Consider the following 24,637-nt stretch of genomic DNA (forward strand, 5'->3'; position numbering starts at 1 on the left):
ACAAATGGCAAAAGGAATCTTAGGCAAGAAGATTGGCATGACACAGATCTTCGCTGAAAATGGTGATGCAGTTCCGGTAACGGTTGTTGATGTATCGGGTAATGTTGTCCTCCAGAAGAAGGACGTCGAGACGGACGGCTATGAAGCTGTACAGCTGGGCTTCGACAATACCAAGACATCACGCATCACAAAACCGGCGAAAGGTCATGCCGACAAAGCAAAGGCAGAACCTAAGCGCTTCATTAAGGAAATCCGCAACGTGAACCTGGACGATTTTGAACTCGGACAGGAAGTCACAGCAGAAACGTTCAAGGCTGGGGACGTTGTTGATGTCACCGGTACTTCAAAGGGCAAAGGCTATCAGGGCCCGATCAAACGGAACAATCAGTCACGCGGACCGATGGCACATGGTTCTCGCTACCATCGCCGTCCGGGTTCTATGGGCGTTATTGACCCGGCCCGTGTGTTTAAAGGAAAAAAACTGGCCGGACGTATGGGCGGAGAGAGAATCACCGTTCAGAACCTGGTCATTGCAAAAGTTGACGCAGAACGCAAGCTGATTTTGATCAGAGGAAACGTTCCGGGAGCAAACAAAAGTTATATTACCATCAAATCTGCTCGCAAAGCAGTAGAAGATAAATAAGAAGGGAGGATGCTTCCATGCCGAAATTAACCGTATTTGATCAGAAAGGTACCGAAGTAGGAAACGTCGATCTGCCGGATTCCGTTTATGGTATCGAACCTAATGAGCATGTACTCTATCAGGCTGTCGTTATGCAGCAGGCATCGCAGCGCCAGGGTACGCATGCTGTAAAGAATCGCTCCGCAGTCCGCGGCGGCGGCCGCAAGCCATGGCGCCAGAAAGGCACAGGCCGCGCACGCCAGGGCTCTATCCGCTCGCCGCAGTGGGTAGGCGGCGGCACCGTTTTCGGACCGACACCGCGCAGCTATGCTTACAAACTTCCTAAAAAGGTCAGAAGGCTGGCCATTCGCTCAGCACTTTCCGACAAAGTAGGAACCAGCGATCTTATCGTTCTGGACAATCTCAAGCTGGATGCACCGAAAACCAAAGAATTTGTTACTGTACTGAAGAACCTGTCCGTATCTGAAAAAGCTCTGTTTGTCACAAACGAGGCAGATCCGGCAGTCGCTCTTTCAGCACGCAATATTCCAGGAGTGAAAGTACTGACTTCAGAAGAAGTCAATGTTCTGGATGTTGTAGCCCATAACAAACTGATCGTCACCAAGGAAGCCGCCGAAAAGCTTGGGGAGGTGCTCGGATAATGAATAAGGATCCGCGCGAAATCATCAAACGCCCAGTGCTGACTGAACGGACAACCAACCAGATGGCCGATAAGAAATATACATTCGATGTCGAGATTCATGCGAATAAATCGGAAATCAAGCGTGCCGTTGAGTCGATATTTGATGTTAAAGTCGTTAAAGTTAACACAATTACCGTCAAGGGCAAACCGAAACGCTACGGCCGGTATTCAGGCTTTACATCCAAACGCAAGAAGGCTGTAGTGACATTGACACCGGACAGCAAAGAACTGGATTTTCTTTCAGGTAAATAAGGACTACTGAAGAAGGAGGTAAGTGATCGTGCCACTTAAAAAGTACAAACCGACGTCTGCAGGCCGCAGAAATATGAGTTCGCTCGATTTTGCGGAGATTACGACTGCAACGCCGGAAAAGACATTGTTAACACCACTGCCGCACAGGGCAGGCCGCAATAATCAGGGCAAACTGACCGTTCGTCATCAGGGCGGCGGTCACAAGCGCCAGTACCGTATCATCGACTTCAAACGGAATAAAGACGGCGTGCCGGGAAAGGTTGTTTCGATCGAATATGATCCGAACCGGACAGCCAATATCGCTTTGGTTCACTATGCGGACGGCGAAAAACGCTATATCCTTGCTCCTCAGGGAATCAAGGTAGGCACGCAAATCGAATCCGGAGAGAAAGCAGATATCAAACCCGGGAATGCACTTCCCATTAAGGATATTCCGGTTGGTACAACAGTTCATAATATTGAGCTGAAGCCGGGAAAGGGCGGCCAGCTTGTTCGCTCAGCCGGTGCTTCTGCCCAGATTCTTGGTAAAGAAGGCAAATACATCATTGTACGTCTTGTCTCCGGCGAAGTCAGAAAGATTCTCGAAACTTGCCGTGCGACAATCGGACAGGTCGGGAATCTGGAACACGGTCTGGTATCCATCGGAAAGGCCGGACGTTCCCGCTGGAAAGGCGTTCGCCCGACAGTACGTGGTTCCGTCATGAACCCGAACGACCATCCGCATGGTGGTGGTGAAGGTAAGGCCCCTGTCGGAAGAAAGTCGCCGATGTCTCCCTGGGGCAAGCCGACGATGGGTTACAAGACACGTTCTAAGAAGAATGCTTCTGAACAGTTTATTATCAGACATCGTAAAAAATAATAAGTGATCGACATTTAGTCGAAAGGAGGTCTATTCATGAGCCGAAGCCTGAAAAAAGGACCTTTTGTTGATGAACATCTGATGAAAAAGGTTGTTGCATTAAACGAAAAAGACGAAAAAAGAGTGATCAAGACCTGGTCCCGCCGCTCTACCATATTCCCTGATTTTATCGGTCAGACCATTGCCGTTTATGACGGCCGCAAACATGTACCGGTTTATATTACTGAAGACATGGTCGGACACAAGCTTGGCGAATTCGCTCCGACAAGAACGTTCCGCGGGCATGCCGCCTCGGATAAGAAAACATCAGTTCGCTAAGGAAAGGAGGAACGATGATGGAAGCAAAAGCTGTAGGCAAACAAATTCGCATTGCTCCTCGTAAGGCTCGTCTGGTCATTGATCTTATCAGGGGCAAGGAGGTCGGCTATGCATTTGCGGTTCTGAAGAACACGCAAAGAGCCGCTTCACCGATCATTGAAAAAGTTTTGAAATCTGCAGTTGCGAACGCAGAACATAATTACGATATGGATACCGATAATCTTTATGTTGAAAAAGCATTTGTCGATGAAGGCGCAACTCTGAAACGTTTTCGTCCCCGTGCGAAGGGCAGTGCCAGCAAGATCAACAAACGCACAAGCCACATCACAATCATCGTATCGGAAAAGAAGGAGGGATAATGCGTGGGTCAGAAAATTAATCCGATTGGGTTCCGCATCGGAGTCATCCGTGACTGGGAATCCAAATGGTATGCTGACAAGAATTATGCGGAATATCTTCACGAAGATATCAGGATCCGTAAGTATATTGAAAACAGACTGAAAGATGCTGCTGTTTCGTCAATTGAACTGGAACGCGCCGCAAATCGGATCAACATCACGATCAAAACGGCAAAACCAGGCATGGTCATCGGCAAGGGCGGATCTGAAGTTGAAGAACTCAGAAAAGCACTGAACGATCTGACCGGTAAGAAAGTTCATGTCAATATTTTCGAAATTAAGCAGGCTGATCTTGATGCCAAGCTTGTTGCCGAGAATATTGCCCGTCAGCTTGAAGGACGTATTTCCTGGAGACGTGCTCAGAAGCAGACGCTTCAGAGAGCAATGAGAGCAGGCGCAAAGGGCATTAAAACTCAGTGTGCAGGACGTCTGGGCGGTGCCGATATGGCAAGGACCGAAGATTACAGTGAAGGTACTGTTCCACTGCATACACTGCGTGCCGATATCGACTATGGTACAGCTGAAGCTGCCACAACTTACGGCAGAATCGGTGTTAAGGTATGGATTTATCGCGGAGAGGTCCTTCCGACGAAAGGAACGAACACTAAGGAAGGAGGCAGATAATTATGTTAATGCCTAAACGTGTAAAGTATCGCCGTCAGCACCGTGGAAGAATGCGCGGCAAAACAAAGGCCGGCGCTACGGTAACTTTTGGTGAATACGGACTTCAGGCTCTGGAATCTGCATGGATCACAAGCCGTCAGATCGAAGCTGCCCGTATCGCCATGACCCGTTTTATGAAACGTGGCGGAAAAGTCTGGATCAAAATTTTCCCGCAGAAGTCATATACGAAGAAACCGCTTGATGTCCGCATGGGTTCCGGTAAGGGTGCCCCGGAAGGATGGGTTGCAGTTGTTAAGCCCGGACGTGTTCTTTTTGAAGTCGGCGGCATTAGCGAAGAAGTGGCCAATGAAGCATTGAGACTGGCCGGCCACAAACTGCCGATTAAAACGAAAATTGTGAAACGCGTAGAAGTGGATGGTGACGCAAATGAAGGCTGAAGAAGTTCGTAAGTTATCCACTGACGAGGTTGAACAGAATATCAAGTCTTTGAAAGAGGAATTGTTTAATCTGCGTTTTCAGTTAGCAACCGGACAATTGGAAAATCCTGCCCGTATTCGTGAAGTTCGCAAATCAATAGCTCGCGCAAAAACCATTTTGCGTGAACGTGAACTGAATGTCCAGAACGGCTGAGAAGGAGGTTATCTGAATGGCTGAAGAAACACGCAATTCGCGCAAAGTACTGACCGGTCGTGTGGTTTCCGATAAGATGGATAAGACCATTACGGTTCTGGTTGAAACTTATAAGAACCATCGTCTGTACGGCAAACGCGTTAACTATTCGAAGAGATTCAAAGCACATGATGAAAAGAATCAGGCTAAAGTCGGCGATATTGTGGAAATTATGGAAACTCGCCCGCTTTCGAAGGATAAACGTTTTCGTCTTGTGAAAATCGTTGAAGAATCCGTTATTATCTGATCTTCCGGCGTGAGTGTCGAAGATCGAAGGGAGGTCGCAAGTAATGATTCAGCAGGAAAGCCGTTTGAAAGTGGCCGATAATTCCGGTGCCCGCGAAGTACTGACGATTAAAGTACTCGGCGGTTCAGGAAGAAAGACGGCCAATATTGGCGATGTGATCGTGGCTACTGTTAAACAGGCTACACCAGGTGGCGTTGTCAAGAAGGGCGAAGTGGTCAGAGCTGTTGTCGTCCGCACCCGTCACGGTGTCAGAAGAACGGATGGTTCTTACATCAGGTTTGACGAGAACGCTGTCGTTTTGATCAAGGATGACAAGAGCCCGCGTGGAACACGTATCTTCGGACCGGTTGCCCGTGAACTTCGTGATAATCAGTTTATGAAGATTGTTTCACTTGCACCGGAAGTACTGTGATTCCGACGTTAAGGAAAAGGAGGTGTCCGTCAGCATGGCAAAACTGCATGTAAAAAAAGGCGATAAGGTTCAGGTCATTTCCGGTAAGGATAAAGGCAAGCAAGGTGTCATTCTTGCTGCTTATCCGGCGAAGGAGCGTGTGACTGTCGAAGGCGTCAATGTTGTTAAAAAACATTCCAAGCCGACTCAGGCTGCCCCTCAGGGCGGTATCATCGAACACGAAGCGCCGATTCATGTATCAAATGTGTTGCTGGTTGATCCGAAAACCAATAAGCCTACACGTGTAGGTCACAAAATAGTAGACGGCAAGAAAGTACGCGTTTCAAAAAAATCAGGCGAAGTTATCGACTGATCTTTATGTCTGTGAAAGGAGGGAAACTCATGGGCCGTTTCAAAGAAAAGTATGCAAAAGAAGTTGTACCGGCTTTAATTGAGAAGTTCAAATACACATCTATTATGCAGGTGCCGTCCATCCAGAAAGTCGTGATTAATATGGGTGTCGGTGAAGCCGTTCATAATTCAAAAGTTCTTGACAGTGCTGTTGAAGATCTGACGGCGCTGTCCGGTCAGAAACCGGTCATTACACGGGCCAAGAAGTCAATTGCGGCATTTAAACTTCGTGAAGGAGTTGCTATTGGTGCTAAGGTTACGCTCAGGAAAGATCGTATGTACGATTTCCTTGACAAGCTGATCACCGTTGCACTTCCTCGAGTTCGTGATTTTCACGGCATCTCGAAGAAAGCATTTGACGGACGTGGAAATTATACTCTGGGTATCCGCGAACAGCTGATCTTCCCGGAAATTGATTATGACAAGGTCGATAAGGTTCGCGGGATGGACATTGTTATTGTGACCTCCGCCAAGACCGATGAAGAGGCATCTGCGCTGCTGACGCTGCTTGGTATGCCGTTTGTAAAATAATTTCCGATAAGGAGGATATCCATATTGGCAAAGAAATCAATGCTTGTCTCTGCACACCGACCGAAGAAGTTCAAAGTGCAGGAGTACACCCGCTGCGAACGCTGCGGTCGCCCGCATTCGGTTCTGAGAAAGTTTAAATTATGCCGGATATGCTTCCGTGAACTTGCCCACAAAGGACAGATTCCCGGAGTCAAGAAATCCAGCTGGTAAAATTCAAGCAACAGGGAAGGAGGTCGTTTTGCATGGTCATGACAGACCCGATTGCAGATATGCTGACACGTATCCGCAACGCAAATATTGTTCGCCATGAACAGATTGAGCTGCCTGGTTCCAGAGTGAAGAGAGAAATCGCTGAGATTCTGAAACGTGAAGGCTTCATCAAAGATGTTGAATATATCGAAGACAACAAGCAGGGAGTGCTTCGTTTATTCCTGAAGTATGGTGGGAGTAAAGAAAGAGTCATTTCCGGCCTGAAGAGGATCAGCAAGCCAGGACTTCGCGTTTATGCGAAAGCCGATGAAGTTCCGAAAGTTCTCGGCGGTCTTGGAATCGCTATTGTTTCGACATCAAAGGGCATCATCACGGATAAAGAAGCCCGTCAGCAGAATGTTGGCGGAGAAGTTCTTGCCTACGTCTGGTAAGCAAGAGAGAGGACAGGAGGTGTACACATGTCTCGTATTGGATTAAGACCTACGGTAGTTCCGGAAGGTGTGGCAGTCACCTTAAATGGTCAGACTGTTACGGTGAAAGGCCCGAAAGGAGAAATTTCAAGGACTTTTCATCAGGATATGATCATCAAGCAGGAAGGCAACGAAATCAAGGTTGAAAGACCTGATGATTCGAACCAGCACCGCGCACTGCACGGCACGACAAGCAGCCTGATCAGCAATATGGTTGAAGGTGTGACCAAGGGATTTACAAAGAACCTTGAGCTGGTCGGTGTCGGCTATCGTGCGAACAAGCAGGGGAAGAACCTGGTCCTGAACGTCGGCTATTCTCATCCGGTTGAAATCGTTCCTGAAGCTGGAATTGAGCTCAGTGTTGACAAAAATAACAAAATCACCGTCAGCGGCATCGATAAGCAGCGTGTCGGTGAGGTTGCTGCAAATATTCGTTCGGTTCGCGCACCTGAACCTTACAAGGGCAAAGGTATTCGCTATGAAGGCGAACATGTACGTCGTAAGGAAGGAAAGACCGGTAAGAAATAATGCACCGGCATCCTGAAAGTCACAGTAAGGAAGGAGCGACACATACATGATTACCAAGAAGGATAAGAATTTAATTCGCCAGAGAAGGCATATGCATGTTCGTCATCGTGTTGTCGGCACGAGTGAACGTCCGCGCCTGAATGTTTTTCGTTCATCCAAAAACATTTATGCACAGCTGATTGACGATTCAAAGGGCATTACGCTGGCGTCATCTTCTTCGCTCGATAAAGCACTCGGGCTGGAGAAGGGCAGTGATGTAGCAGCTGCCAAGAAGGTCGGCGAAGCAATCGGAAAAGAAGCTCTGGAAAAGGGCATTGAAACGGTTGTCTTTGACCGGAGCGGTTATCTCTATCATGGCCGGGTTGAAGCCGTTGCCGACGGCGCCCGTGAAGCCGGATTGAAATTCTAACAATAAAAAAGGAGGGGAATCCATGGCTTACAATGATCGTAACAAATCAGATCGTAAATCAGATCGTAATAAATCCGAATTTGAAGAACGCGTGGTGACGATCAACCGTGTTGCCAAGGTTGTCAAAGGCGGACGTCGTTTCCGTTTTGCAGCACTGGTCATCGTCGGCGATAAAAAGGGCAGAGTAGGCTTCGGTATGGGCAAGGCACACGAAGTTCCGGAAGCCATCCGTAAGGCGATTGAAGACGCTAAGAAGAATGTCTTCCGTGTCGCCATTGTAAATACAACGATTCCGCATCAGGTTGTCGGACATTCCGGAGCAGGCAGTGTTCTGTTGAAACCGGCCTCAGCCGGTACCGGAATCATCGCCGGCGGACCTGTCCGCGCCGTGCTCGAACTGTCCGGCCTGAAGGATATTCTTTCAAAATCCCTTGGCTCGAACAATCCGATCAACATGGTTCGTGCGACGATTGCCGGGCTGAAGAGCCTGAAGCAGGCAGAACATGTTGCCAAACTTCGCGGCAAGTCTGTTGAAGAGTTGCTGGGATAAGGAGGGAACAAAATGGCGAAGAAACTGGAAATCACCCTCAAACACAGCATTGTCGGCCGCCCCGAATCCCAGCGTGTTACCGTCAAAACACTGGGATTACGGAAAACGTATCAGACGGTTGTCCAGGAAGACAATCCGTCGATCCGCGGCATGATTAACAAAGTAGCACATTTGCTCGATGTGCATGAACTGAACGACTGATAGGGATTAAAAATAAAGGAGGTGCCAAGATGAAGCTCCATGAATTGAAACCGGCCGAAGGTTCACGGTTCGCAAGAAGAAGAGTGGGACGCGGCTATGGATCCGGACTTGGCAAAACATCCGGCAGAGGCCAAAAAGGACAGAAATCTCGTTCGGGCGGTAAGATTCGTCCCGGATTTGAAGGCGGCCAGCTGCCTCTGCTCCAGACGTTGCCGAAAAAGGGATTCAAGAACCCTACTCGCAAGGTTTACACCATTGTCAACGTTGAAAAACTGAATCAGTTTGAAAACGGCACAGAGGTTACACCAGCACTCTTGCTTGACAAGAAAGTCATCAAGAAGCTGAATGATGGTGTTAAGATTCTGGGCGAGGGCAAACTTGCAGCCAAATTAACGGTTAAGGCGACTAAATTTTCTGCTTCTGCCAAAGAAGCTATTGAATCTGCAGGCGGAAACATTGAGGTGATCTGATGTTTCAAGTGCTCTCCAGTATGTGGCGAGAAGCCGAAATCAGGAAAAAAGTAATTTTCACGCTGATTATGCTTGTTATTTTCCGGATCGGCACGTTTATTCCTGTCCCGGATATTAATACGAACTTGATTAACATCAGTGACAACAGTGCATTCGGCTTGTTCAATACGTTCGGAGGCGGCGCCCTTCAGAACTTCTCAATTCTGTCAATGGGTGTCATGCCTTACATCACTGCTTCAATTATCGTACAGCTCCTGCAGATGGATGTTGTGCCTAAACTGACCGAATGGTCGAAGCAGGGAGAAATGGGCAGACGGAAACTGAATCAGCTAACCCGTTATGGGACCATCGTCCTCGGCTTTATCGAAGCCCTTGGCCTGTCATATTCATTTAATTCGCGATTTCAGGGTCTCGTGGCCAATCCGAATATTTGGTCGTTTCTGATCATCGCGCTTGTTCTGACTTGCGGTACTGCATTTTTGATGTGGCTCGGCGATCAGATCACAGCGTATGGTGTAGGAAACGGGATCTCGATCCTGATTTTTGCCGGTATTGTTGCACGAATCCCGACAGCGATCAATCAGATCTATGTTCAGCGATTCTCCGGTGCAGCGAATTCCTTCATGGAAATTCTCGGTGTACTGGCGATCGCCTTCATCGTTCTCCTGATCGTCGTCGGAACGATTTATGTTCAGCAGGCGGTGCGAAAGATTCCGATTCAATATGCGAAGCGGACAATCGGAACAAAGACATACAGCGTTGAACCAGCTCATCTTCCGATCAAGGTAAATGCAGCAGGTGTCATCCCTGTTATCTTTGCCATTTCTCTGATGATCACACCGCCGACAATTGCCCAGTTCTTTCACCAGAATGCGGTGACCGGCTGGATCACTAAGATCTTTGACTATTCAACAGTCTATGGGATGGTCATCTACGCGGCACTGATTATCGCATTCACCTATTTCTATACATTTGTTCAGGTAAACCCTGAAAAGATGGCAAAAAATTTAGGTGAGCAGGGCGGTTATATTCCGGGTATTCGTCCCGGGAAGAATACGGAGAAGTATATTACCCGGATCCTGTACCGTCTGACTTTTCTCGGAGCTATTTTTCTTGCCGTGATTTCACTGCTTCCCATCGTTTTCGGAGAGATCGGGAATCTGCCGGCGAGTGCCAGAATCGGCGGCACGAGTTTGCTGATCGTTGTCGGTGTTGCTCTTGATACGATGAAAAGAATTGAGAGTCAGCTGGTGAAGAAAAATTACCAGGGATTTATCAGAAGATAATCGGCTGCTGAAAGGTCAGGAGGTGGAGACATGAATCTCATTTTAATGGGTCTTCCCGGAGCCGGAAAGGGTACTCAGGCGGATCAGATCGTTGCTAAGTTCGGCATGCCGCACATATCCACAGGGGATATGTTTCGTGCAGCCATCAAGAATGGTACAGCGCTTGGCAAACAAGCTAAATCATTCATGGACAAAGGCGATCTTGTTCCCGATGAGGTAACCATCGGCATTGTACGCGAACGGCTCAGCCAAGATGATTGCAAAGCAGGTTTCCTGCTTGACGGTTTCCCGCGGACGGTTTCACAGGCCGAAGCGCTTGACGCGATCATGACCAAAGAGAAGAGCCAGATTGATGCAGTGCTGTACATCGATGTGAATGCAGAGCATCTTCTGGCCCGGCTGACCGGGCGGCGCGTTTGTGCAAATTGCGGGGCCAGCTATCATGTCACCTACAACCCCCCGAAAAAAGAGGGTGTCTGTGACAGGTGCGGCGGTCAACTGACCCAGCGTCCGGATGACCGTGAGGAAACGGTTCATGAACGGCTGGAAGTCAACATTAAGCAGCAGAAACCGCTTGTTACATTTTATAAAGGGAAAAACGTGCTGAAGAAGATCAACGGCGATCAGCCGATTGATCGGGTATTTGAAGAAGTTTCCCGTGTGCTTGGTGCGATCGCTCAGTGATTCATTTGAAAACCGGCCGGGAAATCAACAAAATCCGGTGCGCCGGCGCAATTGTCGCTGAAACACTTGAACTATTGAAACGATCGATTGTACCGGGTATGACAACCGGCGAACTTGACCTGCTCGCAGAGCGCGCGATCCGGCAGGCGGGTGCGGAACCATCTTTTAAAGGCTACGACGGTTATTCACACTGCATCTGTACATCCGTTAATCATCAGCTAGCTCACGGCATCCCGGGACCGTACAGGCTTGAGGAGGGAGACATCATCAGCATCGATATCGGTGCAAGATATGAAGGCTTCCACGCCGATTCTGCCTGGACATATCCCGTCGGTGAAATTTCCGAGATTACCGGCAGACTGCTTGAAGCAACGAGCGAAGCGCTGCGCTGCGGAATTGCTGAAGCGGTCCCCGGGGCACGATTGACAAACATTTCCCATGCCGTTCAGCAGTGTGCAGAGTCCTATGGCTTTTCTGTCGTTCGCGAATTAACCGGTCACGGTGTGGGATCAGAGCTCCATGAAGAACCGGAAGTGCCGAATTACGGTGCTGCCGGTCATGGTCCGGTTTTAAAACCTGGAATGGTTCTCGCTGTCGAACCACTGATCAATGAGGGCCGCCGCGATATCTGGATGGTTGAGGACGACGGTTGGACAATTGAGACACAGGATGGAAAATATGGGGCACATGATGAACACACATTGGTTGTTACAGAAAATGGTAATGAAATCTTGACAAAGCAATAAGTGAAGGTGATGATTGATGGGTAGTGATCAGGCTCCTTTGCCTGTCCCCGGCCAGCTTGCTCGGGTATTAAGAGGGAAAGAAACCGGTTCTTATTTTGTGATTGTACGTCTGCTTGATCACCGGCTGGTTGAAATCGCCGATGGTGACAGACGGAAGTTCGACAATGCAAAAAAGAAAAACATCAGCCATCTTGATCTTCAGACATATGTATCTGCCGAAGTTCAGAAGAGTCTGCGTGAAACCGGACGTGTCACAAACGGCAAACTCCGGTTTGCGATCGCTCACTTTCTGGATGAAAGCTCCAGTAATATAAGGAAGGGTGAATCAGCCGATGGCTAAGGAAGATGTCATTGAAGTTGAAGGCACCGTCGTAGAACCACTGCCGAATGCAATGTTTCGTGTAGAATTGGAAAACGGACATAAGATACTGGCCCATGTCTCCGGAAAAATTCGGATGCACTACATCCGTATTCTCCCCGGTGACAAAGTGACTGTGGAACTGTCTCCATACGATGTATCCCGTGGACGTATCACGTTCAGACACAAATAACCGTAGCTGCTCTGCGGTGTATAAGGGAGGATTTAGCAATGAAAGTAAGACCTTCAGTAAAGAAAATGTGTGAAAAGTGCAAGATCGTCCGTCGTAAGGGCGTTGTTATGGTCATCTGTGAAAATCCCAAGCACAAACAAAGACAAGGTTAAGGAGGTGTTTTGACGCATGGCTCGTATTGCAGGTATTGATATTCCCAGAGAAAAAAGAGTCGTCATTTCTCTGACCTATATTTATGGTATCGGGTTGACTACTGCCAAAAAAATCCTTGCAGAAGCAAAGGTTTCTGAAGATACACGCGTTCGCGATCTGACTGAAGAGGAACAGACACGTATCCGTGAAGTTGTGGATCATTATCGTGTTGAAGGCGATCTGCGCCGTGAAGTGTCTTTAAACATTAAGAGGCTGATCGAAATCGGCTCTTACAGAGGAATTCGTCATCGCCGCGGTCTTCCGGTTCGCGGACAGAATACGAAGAACAATTCACGTACACGCAAGGGTCCGAAGCACACGATGGCAAATAAAAGGAAATAAGTGAAGGAGGGTTTAAACATCTATGGCTAAACAAGTTCGTACGCGTAAACGCCGTGTCAAGAGAAATGTCGAAAACGGGGTAGCACATATTCGTTCGACATTCAATAATACGATTGTCACGATCACTGATCCCCACGGCAACGCCATTTCATGGGCCAGCGCCGGAGGCCAGGGATTCAAGGGTTCCAGAAAATCTACACCTTATGCGGCACAGACTGCAGCAGAAGCGGCAGGCAAGAGTGCTCTAGACAGCGGCATGAAGACGATCGAAGTCTCTGTCAAAGGTCCGGGTGCCGGTCGTGAAGCGGCAATTCGTGCGCTTCAGGCGATTGGTCTTGAAGTCACGACCATCCGTGACGTGACACCGATCCCGCATAATGGCTGCCGTCCGCCGAAACGTCGCCGTGTTTGATCTGCAGGCGTATAGTCTGAAAACAATCTGTTTATAATGCTACTATTATATTTGGATGATACGTTTGAGAGAAGCAGGCCGTAAGCCTAAAGAAGAATACAGCGGGAAATTCTGACCGGGTTGCTTCCCGGTCACCATTTCGACGTTTTGAAGGAGGGTTCTTATTTGATGATTGAGATCGAAAAACCAAAGATCGACACGGTTGAGCTTGCAGACGATGGAAGCTACGGCAAGTTTGTTGTTGAACCGCTCGAACGTGGGTATGGTACGACTCTGGGCAATTCTTTACGTCGAATTTTGCTTTCTTCCCTTCCGGGCGCGGCTGTTACAACCGTTCAGTTTGATACGGTGCTTCATGAATTTTCCACCATCGAAGGCGTTGTTGAGGATGTAACGGCGATTATTCTGAATATCAAGAAGCTTGCGCTTAAGCTTTATTCAGATGAAGAAAAGACATTGGAAATCGACGTACAAAGAGAAGGAAAAGTGACAGCTGCCGATATTATTCATGATAGTGATGTCGAAATTCTGAACCCGGAACTCGAAATCGCTACTCTGGATAAGAATGCACATTTCCACGTCAGGATGATTGCCAAAAAAGGCCGTGGTTATGTACCAGCGGAAGGTAACAAGTCGGAAGAAAATCCGATCGGTGTCATTCCGATCGATTCGATTTATACACCGATTGAACGTGTCAACTATCAGGTGGAAAAGACGAGAGTCGGCCAGGTTGCCAATTATGACAAACTGACACTCGATGTGTGGACCGATGGCAGTATTCGTCCGGAAGAAGCTGTATCGCTCGGTGCAAAAATCCTTTCCGAGCACTTGAACATTTTTATCGGTCTGACCGATCAGGCTCAGAAGGCTGAGATTATGATCGAAAAAGAAGAAGATAAAAAGGAAAAAGTGCTGGAAATGACCATCGAGGAACTGGATCTTTCAGTTCGCTCCTATAACTGCCTGAAACGTGCAGGGATCAATTCGGTTCAGGAATTGACGCAGAAGTCCGAGGAAGATATGATGAAAGTCAGGAATCTGGGCCGCAAATCTCTTGAAGAAGTCGAAGAAAAGCTTCATGATCTCGGTCTCGGACTGAGAACAGAAGATTGAATGGTGTAAAGTGACATGGAAAAACATTTCTTTTTTGCGCAAAAAAGAAAGAATCAGGACTGAAAAAGGAGGTACAGGTGCATGGCATACGCAAAACTGGGCCGTGATTCGGCTGCGAGAAAAGCGCTGTTCCGTGATCTGACAACCGATTTGATTATTAGTGAACGCATTCAGACAACGCATTCCAAGGCCAAGGCCGTTCAGCCAATCATCGAAAAGATGATTACACTGGCAAAACGCGGCGATCTCCATGCCCGCAGGCAGGCAGCTGCTTTTGTAAGAAACGAAGTAGCGGATACGGAAGCCGGCAAGAATGCCGTACAGAAACTGTTCGATGATATTGCCAAACGTTACGCAGACCGCCAGGGCGGTTATACACGTGTTCTGAAAGTCGGCCCTCGCAAGGGCGACGGCGCGGAAGAAGCAATCATTGAACTGGTTAAATAAGTGAATGAAGACTACGGGCAGAAATCCGGTTCCGACGAACCTGTTTTCTGCTTTTTTTTCAAATTGGGTCAGTACGCATAAACAGACAGCCTGGATGCCCGCGGGCATTTGGCATACATAACACGAGCGGAGCCTGAGAGGAGCACAGCAATGGAGAAGATTATTGAGGTCAGCGATATCTCCTATAACTATTCCGACGACCATCCGAAGGTATTGAAACATGTCAGCCTGACGATCAACAAGGGGGAATGGGTATCGATCATCGGCCATAATGGGTCCGGAAAATCGACACTGGCGAAATGCCTGAACGGATTAATCATTCCCCAGGAAGGATCCGTCCATGTCGGGGGTTTTGATACCAGAGATCCCGAACATATTTGGGAGATCCGGAGGCTTGTCGGTATGGTTTTTCAAAATCCGGACAACCAGTTTGTAGGTTCGACAGTCATGGACGACGTGGCGTTCGGTATGGAGAATCACGGTATTCCCCGGGAAGAGATGGTTAGACGACTGCACGAGGTATTGCGCCTGGTCAGAATGGATGCCTTTGCCGACCGGGAACCTTATCGACTCTCCGGAGGGCAGAAACAGCGCGTCGCAATTGCCGGCATTGTCGCCCTGCAACCATTGATAATTATCCTGGACGAGGCCACATCGATGCTGGATCCTGAAGGACGCCGGGAGATCATTCAGACGGTCCGTTCGCTGAATAAGAAACTCGGTCTGACCGTTTTATCGATCACACACGATCTTGAGGAAGCAGTACACGCGGATCGTATTCTGGTCATGAATCAGGGACAGGTCGTAAAAAAAGGAACGCCTCATGAAATTTTTAAAACGCCTGAACTGCTGGAGAAAATCGGGCTTGATCTTCCCTTTGCTGTGAAAATGAATGGACTCCTTCGTGCACGGGGAATTGCTGTGACCGGAACGGCGTTAACAGAGGAAGAGCTGGTGAATGAGCTATGGACATTACATTCCACAATGTAACTCATGTGTATCATCCGAAGACGCCATTTGAACGGACGGCACTTGACAGGATCAATCTCCGGATCCGGTCAGGGTCGTTTACCTCGATCATCGGTCATACGGGATCAGGAAAATCGACGCTGGTCCAACATATCAACGGCTTGCTCCGGCCGACTTCAGGACTGATTACCGCCGGCGATCTTAAAATACAGGCGCAAAAAAAGAAACAGGATCTGAAACCATTACGCCGGAAAATCGGCCTGGTTTTTCAGTATCCGGAACATCAGCTGTTTGAAGAAACGGTGATTAAAGATGTCTGCTTCGGTCCGATGAACTTTGGCGTCCCTTCAGCGGAAGCCACGAAACGAGCTGAAGAATGTCTCAGTCTGGTTGGCCTGCCGTCGCAGTTCTGGCACCAGTCGCCGTTCGATCTGAGCGGCGGTCAGATGCGGCGCGTGGCGATTGCCGGGGTGCTGGCGGTCAATCCTGAAGTGGTTATTCTCGATGAACCGACAGCGGGTCTGGATCCCAGCGGCCGTAAAGAGATTCTGAATCTGTTCAAAAAACTGCATCAGGAAATGAACCTGACGATTATCATGGTGACGCACAATATGGGCGATGCGGCGACATTGTCCGACGAAGTCGTAGTGATGGACAGCGGCCGGCTCGTGATGAGCGGGACACCGGAGCAGATTTTTTCTCGAGACCGGGAACTCCGGAAAATCGGTCTGGATGTTCCGGAAACAATGCTGTTTCTGGACAGCCTGACGGATAAGTTCGATCAGCCGCGGATGACGCCAGTATTTTCGCTCAAGGGAACAGCAGACCGGATCGCCGGACTGATGAATGGAGGTGCGGCTGATGTTTAATCTGGTCATCGGTCAATACGTACCGCTCGATTCAGTCATACATCGGATGGATCCGCGTTCAAAACTGATCAGTGTCTTTATGTTTGTCGTGATCGTATTTCTTGCGAATAACTGGCTGACGAACGTGCTTCTGATCCTGTTCTGTCTTGGCGGTATTTTGACTTCGAAAATCTCGCCTGCGTTTCTGTTCAGAGGTTTGAGATCAATCCTGATTATTGTGCTGCTGACCTTCTTCCTGAATCTTTTCTTTACCGGAGGGGGTCCGCTGCTGCTGCACATCGGATGGGTGCGGATCTATCAGAATGGCCTGATTCAGTCGATTTTCATTACTAACCGCATTCTTGTTATTATCGTCATGACGACGCTGCTGACGCTGACGACGTCGCCGATGGAGATTACCGACGGGATGGAGACGCTGCTCAATCCATTGAAGAAGATTAAAGTGCCGGTGCACGAATTTGCCCTGATGATGGCGATTTCACTGCGCTTTATTCCGACACTGCTGGAAGAAACCGAGAAGATCATCAAGGCTCAGGCTGCCCGCGGTTCGGATTTCACCAGCGGCTCATTGAAGAGCCGGATGAAAGCAATTGTGCCGCTGCTTGTCCCACTGTTTGTCAGTGCCTTCAAACGCGCCGAGGATCTGGCGATGGCGATGGAAGCCCGCGGCTATCATGGCGATTTCGGCCGGACACGCCTTCACAAACTCGTATGGAAACGGCGGGACACGCTGCTGCTCCTGACGATGGGTCTGCTGACTGTGGCATTGATTCTGGCCAGACTGTGAGAGAATGGAAGATGCAAATGACAAAGTTGAAGTGTACGGTTGCCTATGACGGCAGCCATTTTTTTGGCTACCAGGTTCAGCCGGGCAGGAGAACCGTACAAAGGGAAATCGAATCGGCACTGGAAAGGATTCATCACGGAGAAAAGGTCCGGATTACTGCCTCGGGGCGAACGGACAGCGGGGTACATGCCTACGGACAGGTATTTCATTTTGAAAGCCCGCTGGCCATCCCTGAGAAGAACTGGCCGAAAGCACTGAACAGCATTCTTCCGGATGATATTTATATCCGTGACGCCGAGATCGTTCCGGCGCATTTTCACGCCCGTTATGATGTGAAAAGAAAGGAATACCATTACCGGCTGCTGACCCGCAGCGAACCGGACCTGTTCCGCCGTCTCTATACACTGCACGTGACGGTGCCGCTTGACCTGCAGAAGATGAATGAAGCCGCTGCCCGAATCACCGGGACCCATGACTTTTCCTGCTTTTGCGCAGCAAATACAGAAGTAAAAAGTAAAATCCGTACGGTCTATCAGCTTGACGTCGTCCCCAGGCCGGCGGATGAGACGCTGATTCGGATCAGCGGCAGCGGTTTTCTGTATCAGATGGTCCGGATCATTACAGGCACATTGCTGGATGTCGGTACTGGGAAACTGCAGCCCGATGATGTTTCGAAAATCATTGCCGGCAAAGATCGTCAGGCTGCATCAAAAACCGTTTCACCCTGCGGACTGACGCTTTGGAAGGTCAGTTACTGAGCGGTGCAGAAACGAAGGGAAAACCACTGCAGAAAGCCGATCCATGGCTTGACAATGATGCCGGGGTAGCATAAAATATATTTCGGCATTTCTATTTTGACCACGATTAGCCCCAAACTATTTTGTGTCAAATTAGAGGAACGGAACGGGGAGTGAAAAGCACTCTCCGGCTCGAAGCGGTTGTGGGTCGCTGCGAGAAATGAAACAGGCGAATTAAGGGAGGAAATCATTGTGCGTACAACATATATGGCGACAGCTGCAACGGCTGATCGCAAGTGGCTGCTGATTGACGCTGACGGCCAGATTCTTGGCCGTCTGGCCAGCCAGGTTGCCGCTATCCTGCGCGGCAAGAACAAACCGACATTCACACCTCATGTTGATGTCGGCGACAATGTCATTATCATCAATGCCAGCAAAATTGAACTGACCGGTAAGAAACTTTTGAAGAAACAATACATTCACCACTCAGGTTTTGCGGGCGGTATTAAAGCACGTTCGGCTCTTGAGATGAGGGAAACACGTTCAAGGCAGATGCTTGAGAAGACGATCAAGGGCATGCTGCCGCATAATGCGCTCGGCAGCCAGATGTTCCGGAAACTGCACGTCTATGAAGGCGCAGAACATCCGCATTTGGCTCAGAAACCGGAAGTTTATCAGCTTCGTGGATAATTGAAATCAGGGAGGTTAATGAATAAATGGCACAAGTACAGTATTACGGCACCGGCCGCCGCAAAAGTTCTGTTGCCCGCGTCAGGCTCGTTGCCGGCGATGGCAAGATTATTGTAAACGGCCAGGATGTTGAAAAATATTTTGATCTTGAAACGCTGCGCACGATTCTGAAGCAGCCGCTGGTTACAACGGAAACCGAAGGAAGATATGACGTGCTCGTCAATGTTAACGGCGGTGGATTCACCGGCCAGGCGGGTGCGATCCGTCATGGTGTCGCCCGTGCATTACTGCAGGCTGACCCGGCATATCGTCCGGCGCTCAAGCAGGCTGGATTCCTGACACGTGACCCACGTATGAAGGAACGTAAGAAATACGGACTCAAAGGTGCACGTCGCGCTCCGCAGTTCTCAAAACGCTGATCTGTTACTTATCCTTATCTAAGGGCTCCTTTCCGAACAATCGGAAGGGGCTTTTTTCATGCCTTCATGCTTTAACAGATAGAGTAGCAGGATTTCGGACGGGCGAAAATGATCCCCCTTCAGATATTGATAAAAATCCTCCGGGTGGGAAGACTAATCCGGAGGTGGTATGTGTGCGAATCAAGATATTTTCTGATGATAATTTAGGAAAACTTGAAAAAACAGTGAATGACTTTCTGGATCAGGATGATATGGTTTTAATCAAAGATATACAGTTCAGCACTTATGTTAAAGATGCAGATGAAATGGTACCGGGTAATGACCAGAGACTGTATTATTCCGTCATGATTGTACATGTGACTGGAAAGGGATAATGGGCGTGCAGGGCTCCGGTGAACGGTCACAGGAGAGCTGCATCATCCTCTGCACCTATGATTATGTAATTTCTGACGTATGCCGGATTGTGTCGGGTAAAGTCAGATATACTTATTCGTGAGTAGTGGGATACTCTCTTTAATTTCACTTTTATGATTTATTAAGCTCCGGTTGGTTCAGAGCTTATTTTTTATGGCTTTTCTGAGCGTTGAGGATGCAGCGCCGACGACTGGGATGGAGGATGCACCCTGTCGTGAAAACATGGCGGCATTTCAAAAGAAATGGAAAAGCAGAATGGCCAGTAATCCCGCAGAAAGAATCACACTGGCGGGCTTTAACAAGCGATGACGGGACTTTTTTGCATGTCGTCCTCTCGTGGCAGGGGTCTTGAAGAGTAAGATGAGCAGGCCGATAATCAGAGCGCTCGTGAATACAATTACGGCGATAAGGAAGGCCATGATCAGGAATTTAATTTTTTGCAAATTGTAATTATTTGGCTGTAAGGCAAGAAGTATAGTGAATCGGGATACCAAATTCATAACAATCACCCGTTTCTATTATAACTTTTTTGATTTTATGGAAATAAAGTTCAAATTATTTACAAAAGCGTATAAATAACATTCGGTAATTTTTTAAAGCAACTGGAAAAAGCTGTTACGATTGAAAATGATCCTTTAACCGAATCTAAAGTCAGGGCAGTGATGACTGAGGCTGGTTGTTCCGCTGAATAAAACCTGAAGCGAGGAGGGGTGAATATGGGGATCGTCATGAATTTTCAGGAAAAACTGCACGATAAGCAGCAGGCTGCAGAACGGCGCGCGCTGCAGGATCTGTCATATGATCAGCTCGAAAAGTCGATCCGGGCCTGCTTTGACCCGCTGCTCTCAAAAGTTCCCGGCGCGAAAGATATTGCCACAGAGATGTGTGCGGAATACGCACTTGAAGCCTTTCTGCTGGGTTCAGCGATGAGCCGGTTCGGTTATTATGGGGAAGAACGATCCGTTGTCTTTCAGCGCTCCGGGCCGTCTTTTGAAAAGCTTCTGACGGATTTCTGCGATTTCTGGGAATTCTGGGCCAGTCAGCCGCAGATGAAGAATGAAATAGTTCCGGTTTGCAGGCTTTATCTGAACAACTGGTGGACCGAGGGCTTCGAAAGGACATTAAAGCGCCGGAAAATGAAACTGCACTGACTGACCGGACAGATTCAGGACATAAGTTTCCCACGGACGCCATATACATGTTCATGTAAGTGCATGTCCATGGGGGAACGAAGATGAAGCGAAAAAAACTGATCATCATTCTGATCATCAGTATGATCCTGGTTCTGTCTGCCGGCACCCGCTGGCTGATCGTCAGTCGACATACGTTACAGTTCTGGCATCTGCCGCTGTCCGGGAGAGTGATCGTTGTCGATGCCGGACACGGCGGACCAGATGGCGGAGCTGTTGGCGGAGACACCGTTGAGAAAGCACTGAACCTGGCGATCGCCCGCAATCTGCGGGACTATCTTCAGGAGTCGGGGGCACTTGTGGTCATGACCCGGGACAGTGATGAAGACCTTGCTGATGAAGATTACACGGGACGGCATAAGACGCAGGATCTTCTCAGACGCGCCGACCTGATTGAGAAGGCACACCCCGATGCTGTGATCAGCGTGCACATGAATGCCATTCCTTCGACGCGCTGGCATGGGGCACAGACCTTTTTTTACCCGAAGTCGGTGGAAAACGAGCGCTTTGCCCGGCTGATTCAGGATGCAATCCGGAAGACACTGAACAATACGGACCGGTATGCCAAGCCGATCGGTCACGTTTACATTTTAAAGAAAGCATCCCCTCCGGCTGCACTGGTTGAAGTCGGGTTCCTCTCAAATCCGGATGAACGATCGATGCTGGTTAAGGAAAGCTACCAGAAGAAGGTCGCCGCAGCAATCAGTGTGGGCATCCTGCGCTATTTCACCAGTGAAAAGGCACCATCAAATTAATTAGCATCGTCTGGTACCTCTTTTCTCTGCAGTTTTGGTATACTGAAAGTGCAGAGAAAAACAGGAAGGGCGGTCATTCTTATGATTCGTGAGCAGCAGGTCCGAGCAGTTTTGAAAACGGTTCAAGATCCCTTTTTACATAAAAGTCTGTCGGAAACAGGCGGGATACGCGAAGTGAAGGTAAGTAACGGTTTCGTTAGTCTTAAGATTGCGCTGTCCAGGTCGGACCGGGTCAAACAGATGCAGACCCAGGTTGAAATTTCCACGAAGCTCAAAAAGTCCGGAGCGGAATCTGTCGGCATGCGCTTCGATACGCTCAGTGAGGAAGAGGTCCGGGCACTGGGCGGTTTCCCTGAAACGGGTCCGACTTTACTCTCACCGAAGAGTAAGACGGTGTTTATCTCCGTTGCCAGTGGTAAGGGCGGTGTCGGAAAATCAACAGTTTCCGTTAACCTGGCTTTGGCACTGAAGCGGAAGGGCAAGCGTGTCGGGCTGCTTGATGCGGACATCTACGGCTTCAGCATCCCGGATATGATGGGGATTGAAGGCCGGCCGCAAGTCAGGGACAACCGGATTATCCCTGTAGACCGGTACGGTGTGCAAGTGATTTCAATGGGTTTCTTTGTTGAAAATAATTCTCCGGTCATCTGGCGTGGTCCGATGCTCGGGAAAATGCTGAACAACTTTTTCAATGACGTGGATTGGGGCGAACTGGACTATCTGATCCTCGATCTTCCGCCGGGCACCGGTGATGTTGCTATGGACATCCACAGCAAACTGCCGCATTCACAGGAAATTATCGTGACGACGCCGCATCCGACGGCGGCCTTTGTGGCAGCCCGGGCGGGAGCCATGGCCGAAAAGACGCATCATGAGATTATCGGCGTCATCGAAAATATGGCCTATTTCAAGAGCCGCAAAACCGGAGAGGTCGCCTATGTATTCGGCAAAGGCGGCGGAGACAAACTGAGCGAACTCCTTCATACGGATCTGCTTGGCCGGCTGCCGCTGGGACAGCCTTTGGGGAAGCAGGGAGAATTTGCACCAGGCGTCTATTTCGAGGGCGACCCGATCGCCGACGAATACGACCGTATTGCCGGAAAAGTGCTGGATAAGGTGGCAGAAGTTCGTACACGCTGACAGCAAATGAATAGAAATGAGAAAAAATGTCCGCCGGGAGCGGGCATTTTTTTGTCCGGATCCTGAATAATCCGACGCGCTTCCCGCATATTAACAGTGAGCTAATGCGGAGGAGGCAACACTATGGTCCGGAGAACAGTTCTACTGGCACTGATTGCGCTGCTCTGTGCAGGAGTGAGCGGCTGCGGCGGCGATGACAGCCAGACCTCCTACCAGGACAGTAAGAAGATGGTTCTCGATATGCTGCGGACGGATGACGGCAAAAGAACGTTAAAGGAAGTGATCGGGGACCGTGAAATGAAGGCAGCTCTTGTGCTGGACGAACCGGCTGTGCGGAAAACAATTGTGGACACCCTGACGACGCAGCAGGGGAAACAGTTATGGACAGAGCTGATCAAAGATCCGGACTTCTCCGAAAAACTTGCTGAGACGATGCAGGAAGAAAATGAACAGCTGCTTAAGAAGATGATGAAAGACCCGGGTTATCAGAAAATGATGACCGATATTCTTAAGAATCCGGCACTTCAGGACCAGTATCTGAGTCTATTGCGGACCAAGCCATTCCGTCAGCAGATCGCGACAGATTTACAGGAAGCCATATCCGGACCTGCGTTTCAGAAGGAAATGTCGGACGCTGTTTCACAGTTCATGAAAAAGCAGGATCAAAGCAACCATTAAAAAATGCGCGATCCGGCCCGCCCTTCAGAAGATATCGCATTTAATTAAGAAGATGTTCCCGGGATTTACTATCTGAAATCAGCCCTTGTAAAGTCACAAAGGTAAATCCGCGATTCTCCAGTTCGCGAATAATCAGAGGCAGAGCACGGTCCGTCTGTTTTGCAGAATCCGAAGCGTGCAGCCGGATAATGCTGCCCTTGCCTGCTGTCCGGAGTACATTGCGGACGATCTCGGCGTACCCGGGATTGGCATCATCATGCGGGTATACATTCCAGAGAACGGGCTGAAGCTGCAGAGCCGATGCCTGATTCAGAAAGTCAGTGCTGATCTTTCCATATGGCGGCCGGATCAGGACGGGCCGGACACCGCCTGCTTTGAAAATAGCATCTGCCGAGAGGAGCAGATCACGTCGGATCTGCTGTGTACTCAGCTGAGTATAATCCTCGTGGCGCATGCCCTGACTTTCTACTTCGTGTCCGTCACGGATCGCCCGCCGAACCAGTTCAGGATGTCTCTCTGCCCATTCGCCGGAGAAGAAAAACGTTGCCTTGATTTTCTCGCTTTTTAAAGTCTCAAGTATGGTCTGGATCTGATTGGTTCCCCAGTTACTGTCAAATGTCAGAGCGAGCCTTTTCTGACTGGTCTCAACATGGGCGAGTGCACCGTGCTCCCGGACAGGCACAAAGACGCTGATGTCCTGTTTCTGAATGTACAGAATCAGTGCCGCAATAAACGCTGCGAGCAGAATTAATAAAAGGTTCTTTGCTTTCCTGATGTTGAAAATCCAGATCATTCAGCGTCACCCCTGTTTTCAATGTTTGTACCATTTTATGGCCGGGCTCCGGCCGATATGCGGAGATGTTGACGTCAATGATGGGAAAATGAGGAAAGGGCTCAATTTGAAAAAATGGATTGACATTCAGCAATCAGCTGGTACAATGAATATTGTTGTCTCTCAGATGACGCGGGTAACCGCGAGAAAGCAGCTAAAAAAAGTTGTTGACATTCTGAAGACATCCAAGTATAATTATTTAAGTCGTCTGATGGACGGCACCGAAAGAATGGTTCCTTGAAAACTAAATAAAAGCCAAGCGTGATTGGAAGGGTAAACCCCTTTTAGTCAATTCAATTTTGCTGAGGATCGAATGAACGAAAATGTAAGAAACGGAAGCTGAGGCTTTCGCAGGGATCGTTCAAGGGCAAGGACAAAAAGGGCCGAGGAGTTCGAGGAAGCGAAGGCGCGAGTACCGGAGCGTATTGCGATACGTGAGGAATGAAGCGGCAAGCTGACAAAGAAAGCCGACAGCCATTTTTCCCGGAGCTATTGAACTTCCCCTTTTTGGAGAGTTTGAT

42 protein-coding genes are annotated in these 24,637 nt (G+C 49.0%); 41 read left to right on the forward strand and 1 reads right to left on the reverse strand.

The genetic code is table 11. The features are described 5' to 3' along the window. The first annotated feature begins 4 nt into the window (after nt 1-4). From rplC to gerD, 41 genes are all read left to right on the forward strand, one after another. Nucleotides 5-643, forward strand: a complete 639-nt coding sequence (rplC, locus tag D889_RS0111150; RefSeq protein ID WP_010632264.1) for a 50S ribosomal protein L3 — start codon at nt 5-7, stop codon at nt 641-643. Between the two features lie 17 nt (nt 644-660). After that, the gene (gene rplD, locus D889_RS0111155) at nt 661-1,284 is read left to right on the forward strand and encodes a 50S ribosomal protein L4 (RefSeq protein WP_010632265.1); all 624 of its coding nucleotides are present in this window, start codon (nt 661-663) and stop codon (nt 1,282-1,284) included. Further along, nucleotides 1,284-1,577 (forward strand): 50S ribosomal protein L23, encoded by a 294-nt coding sequence (gene rplW, locus D889_RS0111160; protein WP_010632266.1) that lies wholly within the window; start codon nt 1,284-1,286, stop codon nt 1,575-1,577. The genes rplD and rplW overlap by 1 nt, the downstream gene beginning before the upstream one ends. Nucleotides 1,578-1,605: 28 nt before the next feature. Continuing rightward, nucleotides 1,606-2,436: a 50S ribosomal protein L2 gene (gene rplB, locus D889_RS0111165; protein ID WP_010632267.1), complete on the forward strand. Its 831-nt coding sequence runs from the start codon at nt 1,606-1,608 to the stop codon at nt 2,434-2,436. Nucleotides 2,437-2,472: 36 nt separating this feature from the next. Continuing rightward, the gene (rpsS, locus tag D889_RS0111170; RefSeq protein ID WP_010632268.1) at nt 2,473-2,754 is read left to right on the forward strand and encodes a 30S ribosomal protein S19; all 282 of its coding nucleotides are present in this window, start codon (nt 2,473-2,475) and stop codon (nt 2,752-2,754) included. A gap of 17 nt (nt 2,755-2,771) precedes the next feature. Further along, on the forward strand, nt 2,772-3,113 hold the full coding sequence (rplV, locus tag D889_RS0111175) for a 50S ribosomal protein L22 (protein ID WP_010632269.1): 342 nt from the start codon (nt 2,772-2,774) through the stop codon (nt 3,111-3,113). Nucleotides 3,114-3,116: 3 nt separating this feature from the next. Continuing rightward, entirely contained in the window at nt 3,117-3,776 is a 660-nt protein-coding gene (gene rpsC / locus D889_RS0111180) for a 30S ribosomal protein S3 (protein ID WP_010632270.1), read from the forward strand. A 2-nt stretch (nt 3,777-3,778) separates the two neighbouring features. Then, nucleotides 3,779-4,213 carry a 50S ribosomal protein L16 gene (gene rplP, locus D889_RS0111185; RefSeq protein WP_010632271.1) on the forward strand — a complete coding sequence of 145 codons (435 nt, stop codon included), beginning with the start codon at nt 3,779-3,781 and terminating at the stop codon, nt 4,211-4,213. Continuing rightward, complete coding sequence (gene rpmC / locus D889_RS0111190) at nt 4,203-4,406, forward strand: 50S ribosomal protein L29 (protein ID WP_010632272.1); 204 nt, start codon at nt 4,203-4,205, stop codon at nt 4,404-4,406. Before rplP ends, rpmC begins: the two co-directional genes overlap by 11 nt. Nucleotides 4,407-4,422: 16 nt before the next feature. Then, entirely contained in the window at nt 4,423-4,692 is a 270-nt protein-coding gene (gene rpsQ, locus D889_RS0111195) for a 30S ribosomal protein S17 (RefSeq protein WP_010632273.1), read from the forward strand. Nucleotides 4,693-4,735: 43 nt separating this feature from the next. After that, nucleotides 4,736-5,104: a 50S ribosomal protein L14 gene (gene rplN, locus D889_RS0111200; protein ID WP_010632274.1), complete on the forward strand. Its 369-nt coding sequence runs from the start codon at nt 4,736-4,738 to the stop codon at nt 5,102-5,104. A gap of 43 nt (nt 5,105-5,147) precedes the next feature. Continuing rightward, complete coding sequence (gene rplX / locus D889_RS0111205; RefSeq protein WP_026039106.1) at nt 5,148-5,456, forward strand: 50S ribosomal protein L24; 309 nt, start codon at nt 5,148-5,150, stop codon at nt 5,454-5,456. Between the two features lie 29 nt (nt 5,457-5,485). Next, complete coding sequence (gene rplE / locus D889_RS0111210; RefSeq protein WP_010632276.1) at nt 5,486-6,025, forward strand: 50S ribosomal protein L5; 540 nt, start codon at nt 5,486-5,488, stop codon at nt 6,023-6,025. 24 nt (nt 6,026-6,049) lie between these two features. Beyond that, nucleotides 6,050-6,235 carry a type Z 30S ribosomal protein S14 gene (locus tag D889_RS0111215; protein ID WP_010632277.1) on the forward strand — a complete coding sequence of 62 codons (186 nt, stop codon included), beginning with the start codon at nt 6,050-6,052 and terminating at the stop codon, nt 6,233-6,235. A gap of 32 nt (nt 6,236-6,267) precedes the next feature. After that, entirely contained in the window at nt 6,268-6,666 is a 399-nt protein-coding gene (rpsH, locus tag D889_RS0111220) for a 30S ribosomal protein S8 (RefSeq protein WP_010632278.1), read from the forward strand. Between the two features lie 27 nt (nt 6,667-6,693). Further along, nucleotides 6,694-7,233, forward strand: a complete 540-nt coding sequence (rplF, locus tag D889_RS0111225) for a 50S ribosomal protein L6 (RefSeq protein ID WP_010632279.1) — start codon at nt 6,694-6,696, stop codon at nt 7,231-7,233. A gap of 46 nt (nt 7,234-7,279) precedes the next feature. Beyond that, nucleotides 7,280-7,642 carry a 50S ribosomal protein L18 gene (gene rplR, locus D889_RS0111230; RefSeq protein ID WP_010632280.1) on the forward strand — a complete coding sequence of 121 codons (363 nt, stop codon included), beginning with the start codon at nt 7,280-7,282 and terminating at the stop codon, nt 7,640-7,642. A gap of 22 nt (nt 7,643-7,664) precedes the next feature. Then, nucleotides 7,665-8,192 carry a 30S ribosomal protein S5 gene (gene rpsE, locus D889_RS0111235; protein WP_010632281.1) on the forward strand — a complete coding sequence of 176 codons (528 nt, stop codon included), beginning with the start codon at nt 7,665-7,667 and terminating at the stop codon, nt 8,190-8,192. A 12-nt stretch (nt 8,193-8,204) separates the two neighbouring features. Further along, entirely contained in the window at nt 8,205-8,393 is a 189-nt protein-coding gene (gene rpmD, locus D889_RS0111240) for a 50S ribosomal protein L30 (protein ID WP_010632282.1), read from the forward strand. 29 nt (nt 8,394-8,422) lie between these two features. Continuing rightward, on the forward strand, nt 8,423-8,863 hold the full coding sequence (gene rplO, locus D889_RS0111245) for a 50S ribosomal protein L15 (protein ID WP_010632283.1): 441 nt from the start codon (nt 8,423-8,425) through the stop codon (nt 8,861-8,863). Continuing rightward, nucleotides 8,863-10,149: a preprotein translocase subunit SecY gene (gene secY / locus D889_RS0111250; RefSeq protein ID WP_010632284.1), complete on the forward strand. Its 1,287-nt coding sequence runs from the start codon at nt 8,863-8,865 to the stop codon at nt 10,147-10,149. Before rplO ends, secY begins: the two co-directional genes overlap by 1 nt. 30 nt (nt 10,150-10,179) lie before the next feature. Beyond that, nucleotides 10,180-10,833, forward strand: a complete 654-nt coding sequence (locus D889_RS0111255) for an adenylate kinase (RefSeq protein ID WP_010632285.1) — start codon at nt 10,180-10,182, stop codon at nt 10,831-10,833. After that, on the forward strand, nt 10,830-11,579 hold the full coding sequence (gene map / locus D889_RS0111260; RefSeq protein WP_010632286.1) for a type I methionyl aminopeptidase: 750 nt from the start codon (nt 10,830-10,832) through the stop codon (nt 11,577-11,579). The genes D889_RS0111255 and map overlap by 4 nt, the downstream gene beginning before the upstream one ends. Before the next feature lie 16 nt (nt 11,580-11,595). Next, nucleotides 11,596-11,919 (forward strand): KOW domain-containing RNA-binding protein, encoded by a 324-nt coding sequence (locus tag D889_RS0111265; RefSeq protein WP_010632287.1) that lies wholly within the window; start codon nt 11,596-11,598, stop codon nt 11,917-11,919. Continuing rightward, nucleotides 11,912-12,130, forward strand: a complete 219-nt coding sequence (gene infA / locus D889_RS0111270) for a translation initiation factor IF-1 (RefSeq protein WP_010632288.1) — start codon at nt 11,912-11,914, stop codon at nt 12,128-12,130. The genes D889_RS0111265 and infA overlap by 8 nt, the downstream gene beginning before the upstream one ends. Before the next feature lie 38 nt (nt 12,131-12,168). Further along, on the forward strand, nt 12,169-12,282 hold the full coding sequence (gene rpmJ / locus D889_RS0111275; RefSeq protein ID WP_010024581.1) for a 50S ribosomal protein L36: 114 nt from the start codon (nt 12,169-12,171) through the stop codon (nt 12,280-12,282). 16 nt (nt 12,283-12,298) lie between these two features. Continuing rightward, entirely contained in the window at nt 12,299-12,664 is a 366-nt protein-coding gene (gene rpsM, locus D889_RS0111280; protein ID WP_010632289.1) for a 30S ribosomal protein S13, read from the forward strand. Nucleotides 12,665-12,686: 22 nt separating this feature from the next. Next, nucleotides 12,687-13,076 (forward strand): 30S ribosomal protein S11, encoded by a 390-nt coding sequence (gene rpsK / locus D889_RS0111285; protein WP_010632290.1) that lies wholly within the window; start codon nt 12,687-12,689, stop codon nt 13,074-13,076. Between the two features lie 168 nt (nt 13,077-13,244). Next, nucleotides 13,245-14,189, forward strand: a complete 945-nt coding sequence (locus D889_RS0111290; RefSeq protein ID WP_010632291.1) for a DNA-directed RNA polymerase subunit alpha — start codon at nt 13,245-13,247, stop codon at nt 14,187-14,189. 81 nt (nt 14,190-14,270) lie between these two features. Then, nucleotides 14,271-14,636, forward strand: coding sequence for a 50S ribosomal protein L17 (rplQ, locus tag D889_RS0111295; RefSeq protein ID WP_010632292.1), 366 nt, complete (start codon nt 14,271-14,273; stop codon nt 14,634-14,636). 150 nt (nt 14,637-14,786) lie between these two features. Continuing rightward, on the forward strand, nt 14,787-15,626 hold the full coding sequence (locus tag D889_RS0111300; RefSeq protein ID WP_010632293.1) for an energy-coupling factor ABC transporter ATP-binding protein: 840 nt from the start codon (nt 14,787-14,789) through the stop codon (nt 15,624-15,626). After that, nucleotides 15,602-16,474, forward strand: coding sequence for an energy-coupling factor ABC transporter ATP-binding protein (locus tag D889_RS0111305; RefSeq protein WP_010632294.1), 873 nt, complete (start codon nt 15,602-15,604; stop codon nt 16,472-16,474). The genes D889_RS0111300 and D889_RS0111305 overlap by 25 nt, the downstream gene beginning before the upstream one ends. Continuing rightward, complete coding sequence (locus D889_RS0111310; RefSeq protein WP_026039107.1) at nt 16,464-17,261, forward strand: energy-coupling factor transporter transmembrane component T family protein; 798 nt, start codon at nt 16,464-16,466, stop codon at nt 17,259-17,261. Before D889_RS0111305 ends, D889_RS0111310 begins: the two co-directional genes overlap by 11 nt. Before the next feature lie 17 nt (nt 17,262-17,278). Further along, nucleotides 17,279-18,019 (forward strand): tRNA pseudouridine(38-40) synthase TruA, encoded by a 741-nt coding sequence (truA, locus tag D889_RS0111315; protein WP_010632296.1) that lies wholly within the window; start codon nt 17,279-17,281, stop codon nt 18,017-18,019. Between the two features lie 231 nt (nt 18,020-18,250). Continuing rightward, entirely contained in the window at nt 18,251-18,688 is a 438-nt protein-coding gene (rplM, locus tag D889_RS0111320) for a 50S ribosomal protein L13 (protein ID WP_010632297.1), read from the forward strand. A gap of 26 nt (nt 18,689-18,714) precedes the next feature. Beyond that, nucleotides 18,715-19,107 (forward strand): 30S ribosomal protein S9, encoded by a 393-nt coding sequence (rpsI, locus tag D889_RS0111325; RefSeq protein WP_010632298.1) that lies wholly within the window; start codon nt 18,715-18,717, stop codon nt 19,105-19,107. Between the two features lie 173 nt (nt 19,108-19,280). Continuing rightward, nucleotides 19,281-19,481: a hypothetical protein gene (locus D889_RS0111330; protein ID WP_010632299.1), complete on the forward strand. Its 201-nt coding sequence runs from the start codon at nt 19,281-19,283 to the stop codon at nt 19,479-19,481. Nucleotides 19,482-20,237: 756 nt separating this feature from the next. Further along, nucleotides 20,238-20,672, forward strand: a complete 435-nt coding sequence (locus D889_RS0111345) for a DUF2521 family protein (RefSeq protein WP_010632301.1) — start codon at nt 20,238-20,240, stop codon at nt 20,670-20,672. Nucleotides 20,673-20,755: 83 nt separating this feature from the next. Then, complete coding sequence (gene cwlD / locus D889_RS0111350) at nt 20,756-21,466, forward strand: N-acetylmuramoyl-L-alanine amidase CwlD (protein ID WP_010632302.1); 711 nt, start codon at nt 20,756-20,758, stop codon at nt 21,464-21,466. Nucleotides 21,467-21,547: 81 nt separating this feature from the next. Next, complete coding sequence (locus D889_RS0111355) at nt 21,548-22,606, forward strand: Mrp/NBP35 family ATP-binding protein (RefSeq protein ID WP_010632303.1); 1,059 nt, start codon at nt 21,548-21,550, stop codon at nt 22,604-22,606. 123 nt (nt 22,607-22,729) lie between these two features. Then, entirely contained in the window at nt 22,730-23,284 is a 555-nt protein-coding gene (gene gerD, locus D889_RS0111360) for a spore germination lipoprotein GerD (protein ID WP_010632304.1), read from the forward strand. A gap of 40 nt (nt 23,285-23,324) precedes the next feature. Here gerD and D889_RS0111365 read toward each other — a convergent pair whose 3' ends face one another. Next, on the reverse strand, nt 23,325-24,077 hold the full coding sequence (locus D889_RS0111365; protein WP_010632305.1) for a polysaccharide deacetylase family protein: 753 nt from the start codon (nt 24,075-24,077) through the stop codon (nt 23,325-23,327). Nucleotides 24,078-24,637 lie beyond the last annotated feature (560 nt).

It is taken from the genome of Sporolactobacillus vineae DSM 21990 = SL153 (assembly GCF_000377985.1).
Classification (GTDB): domain Bacteria; phylum Bacillota; class Bacilli; order Bacillales; family Sporolactobacillaceae; genus Sporolactobacillus; species Sporolactobacillus vineae.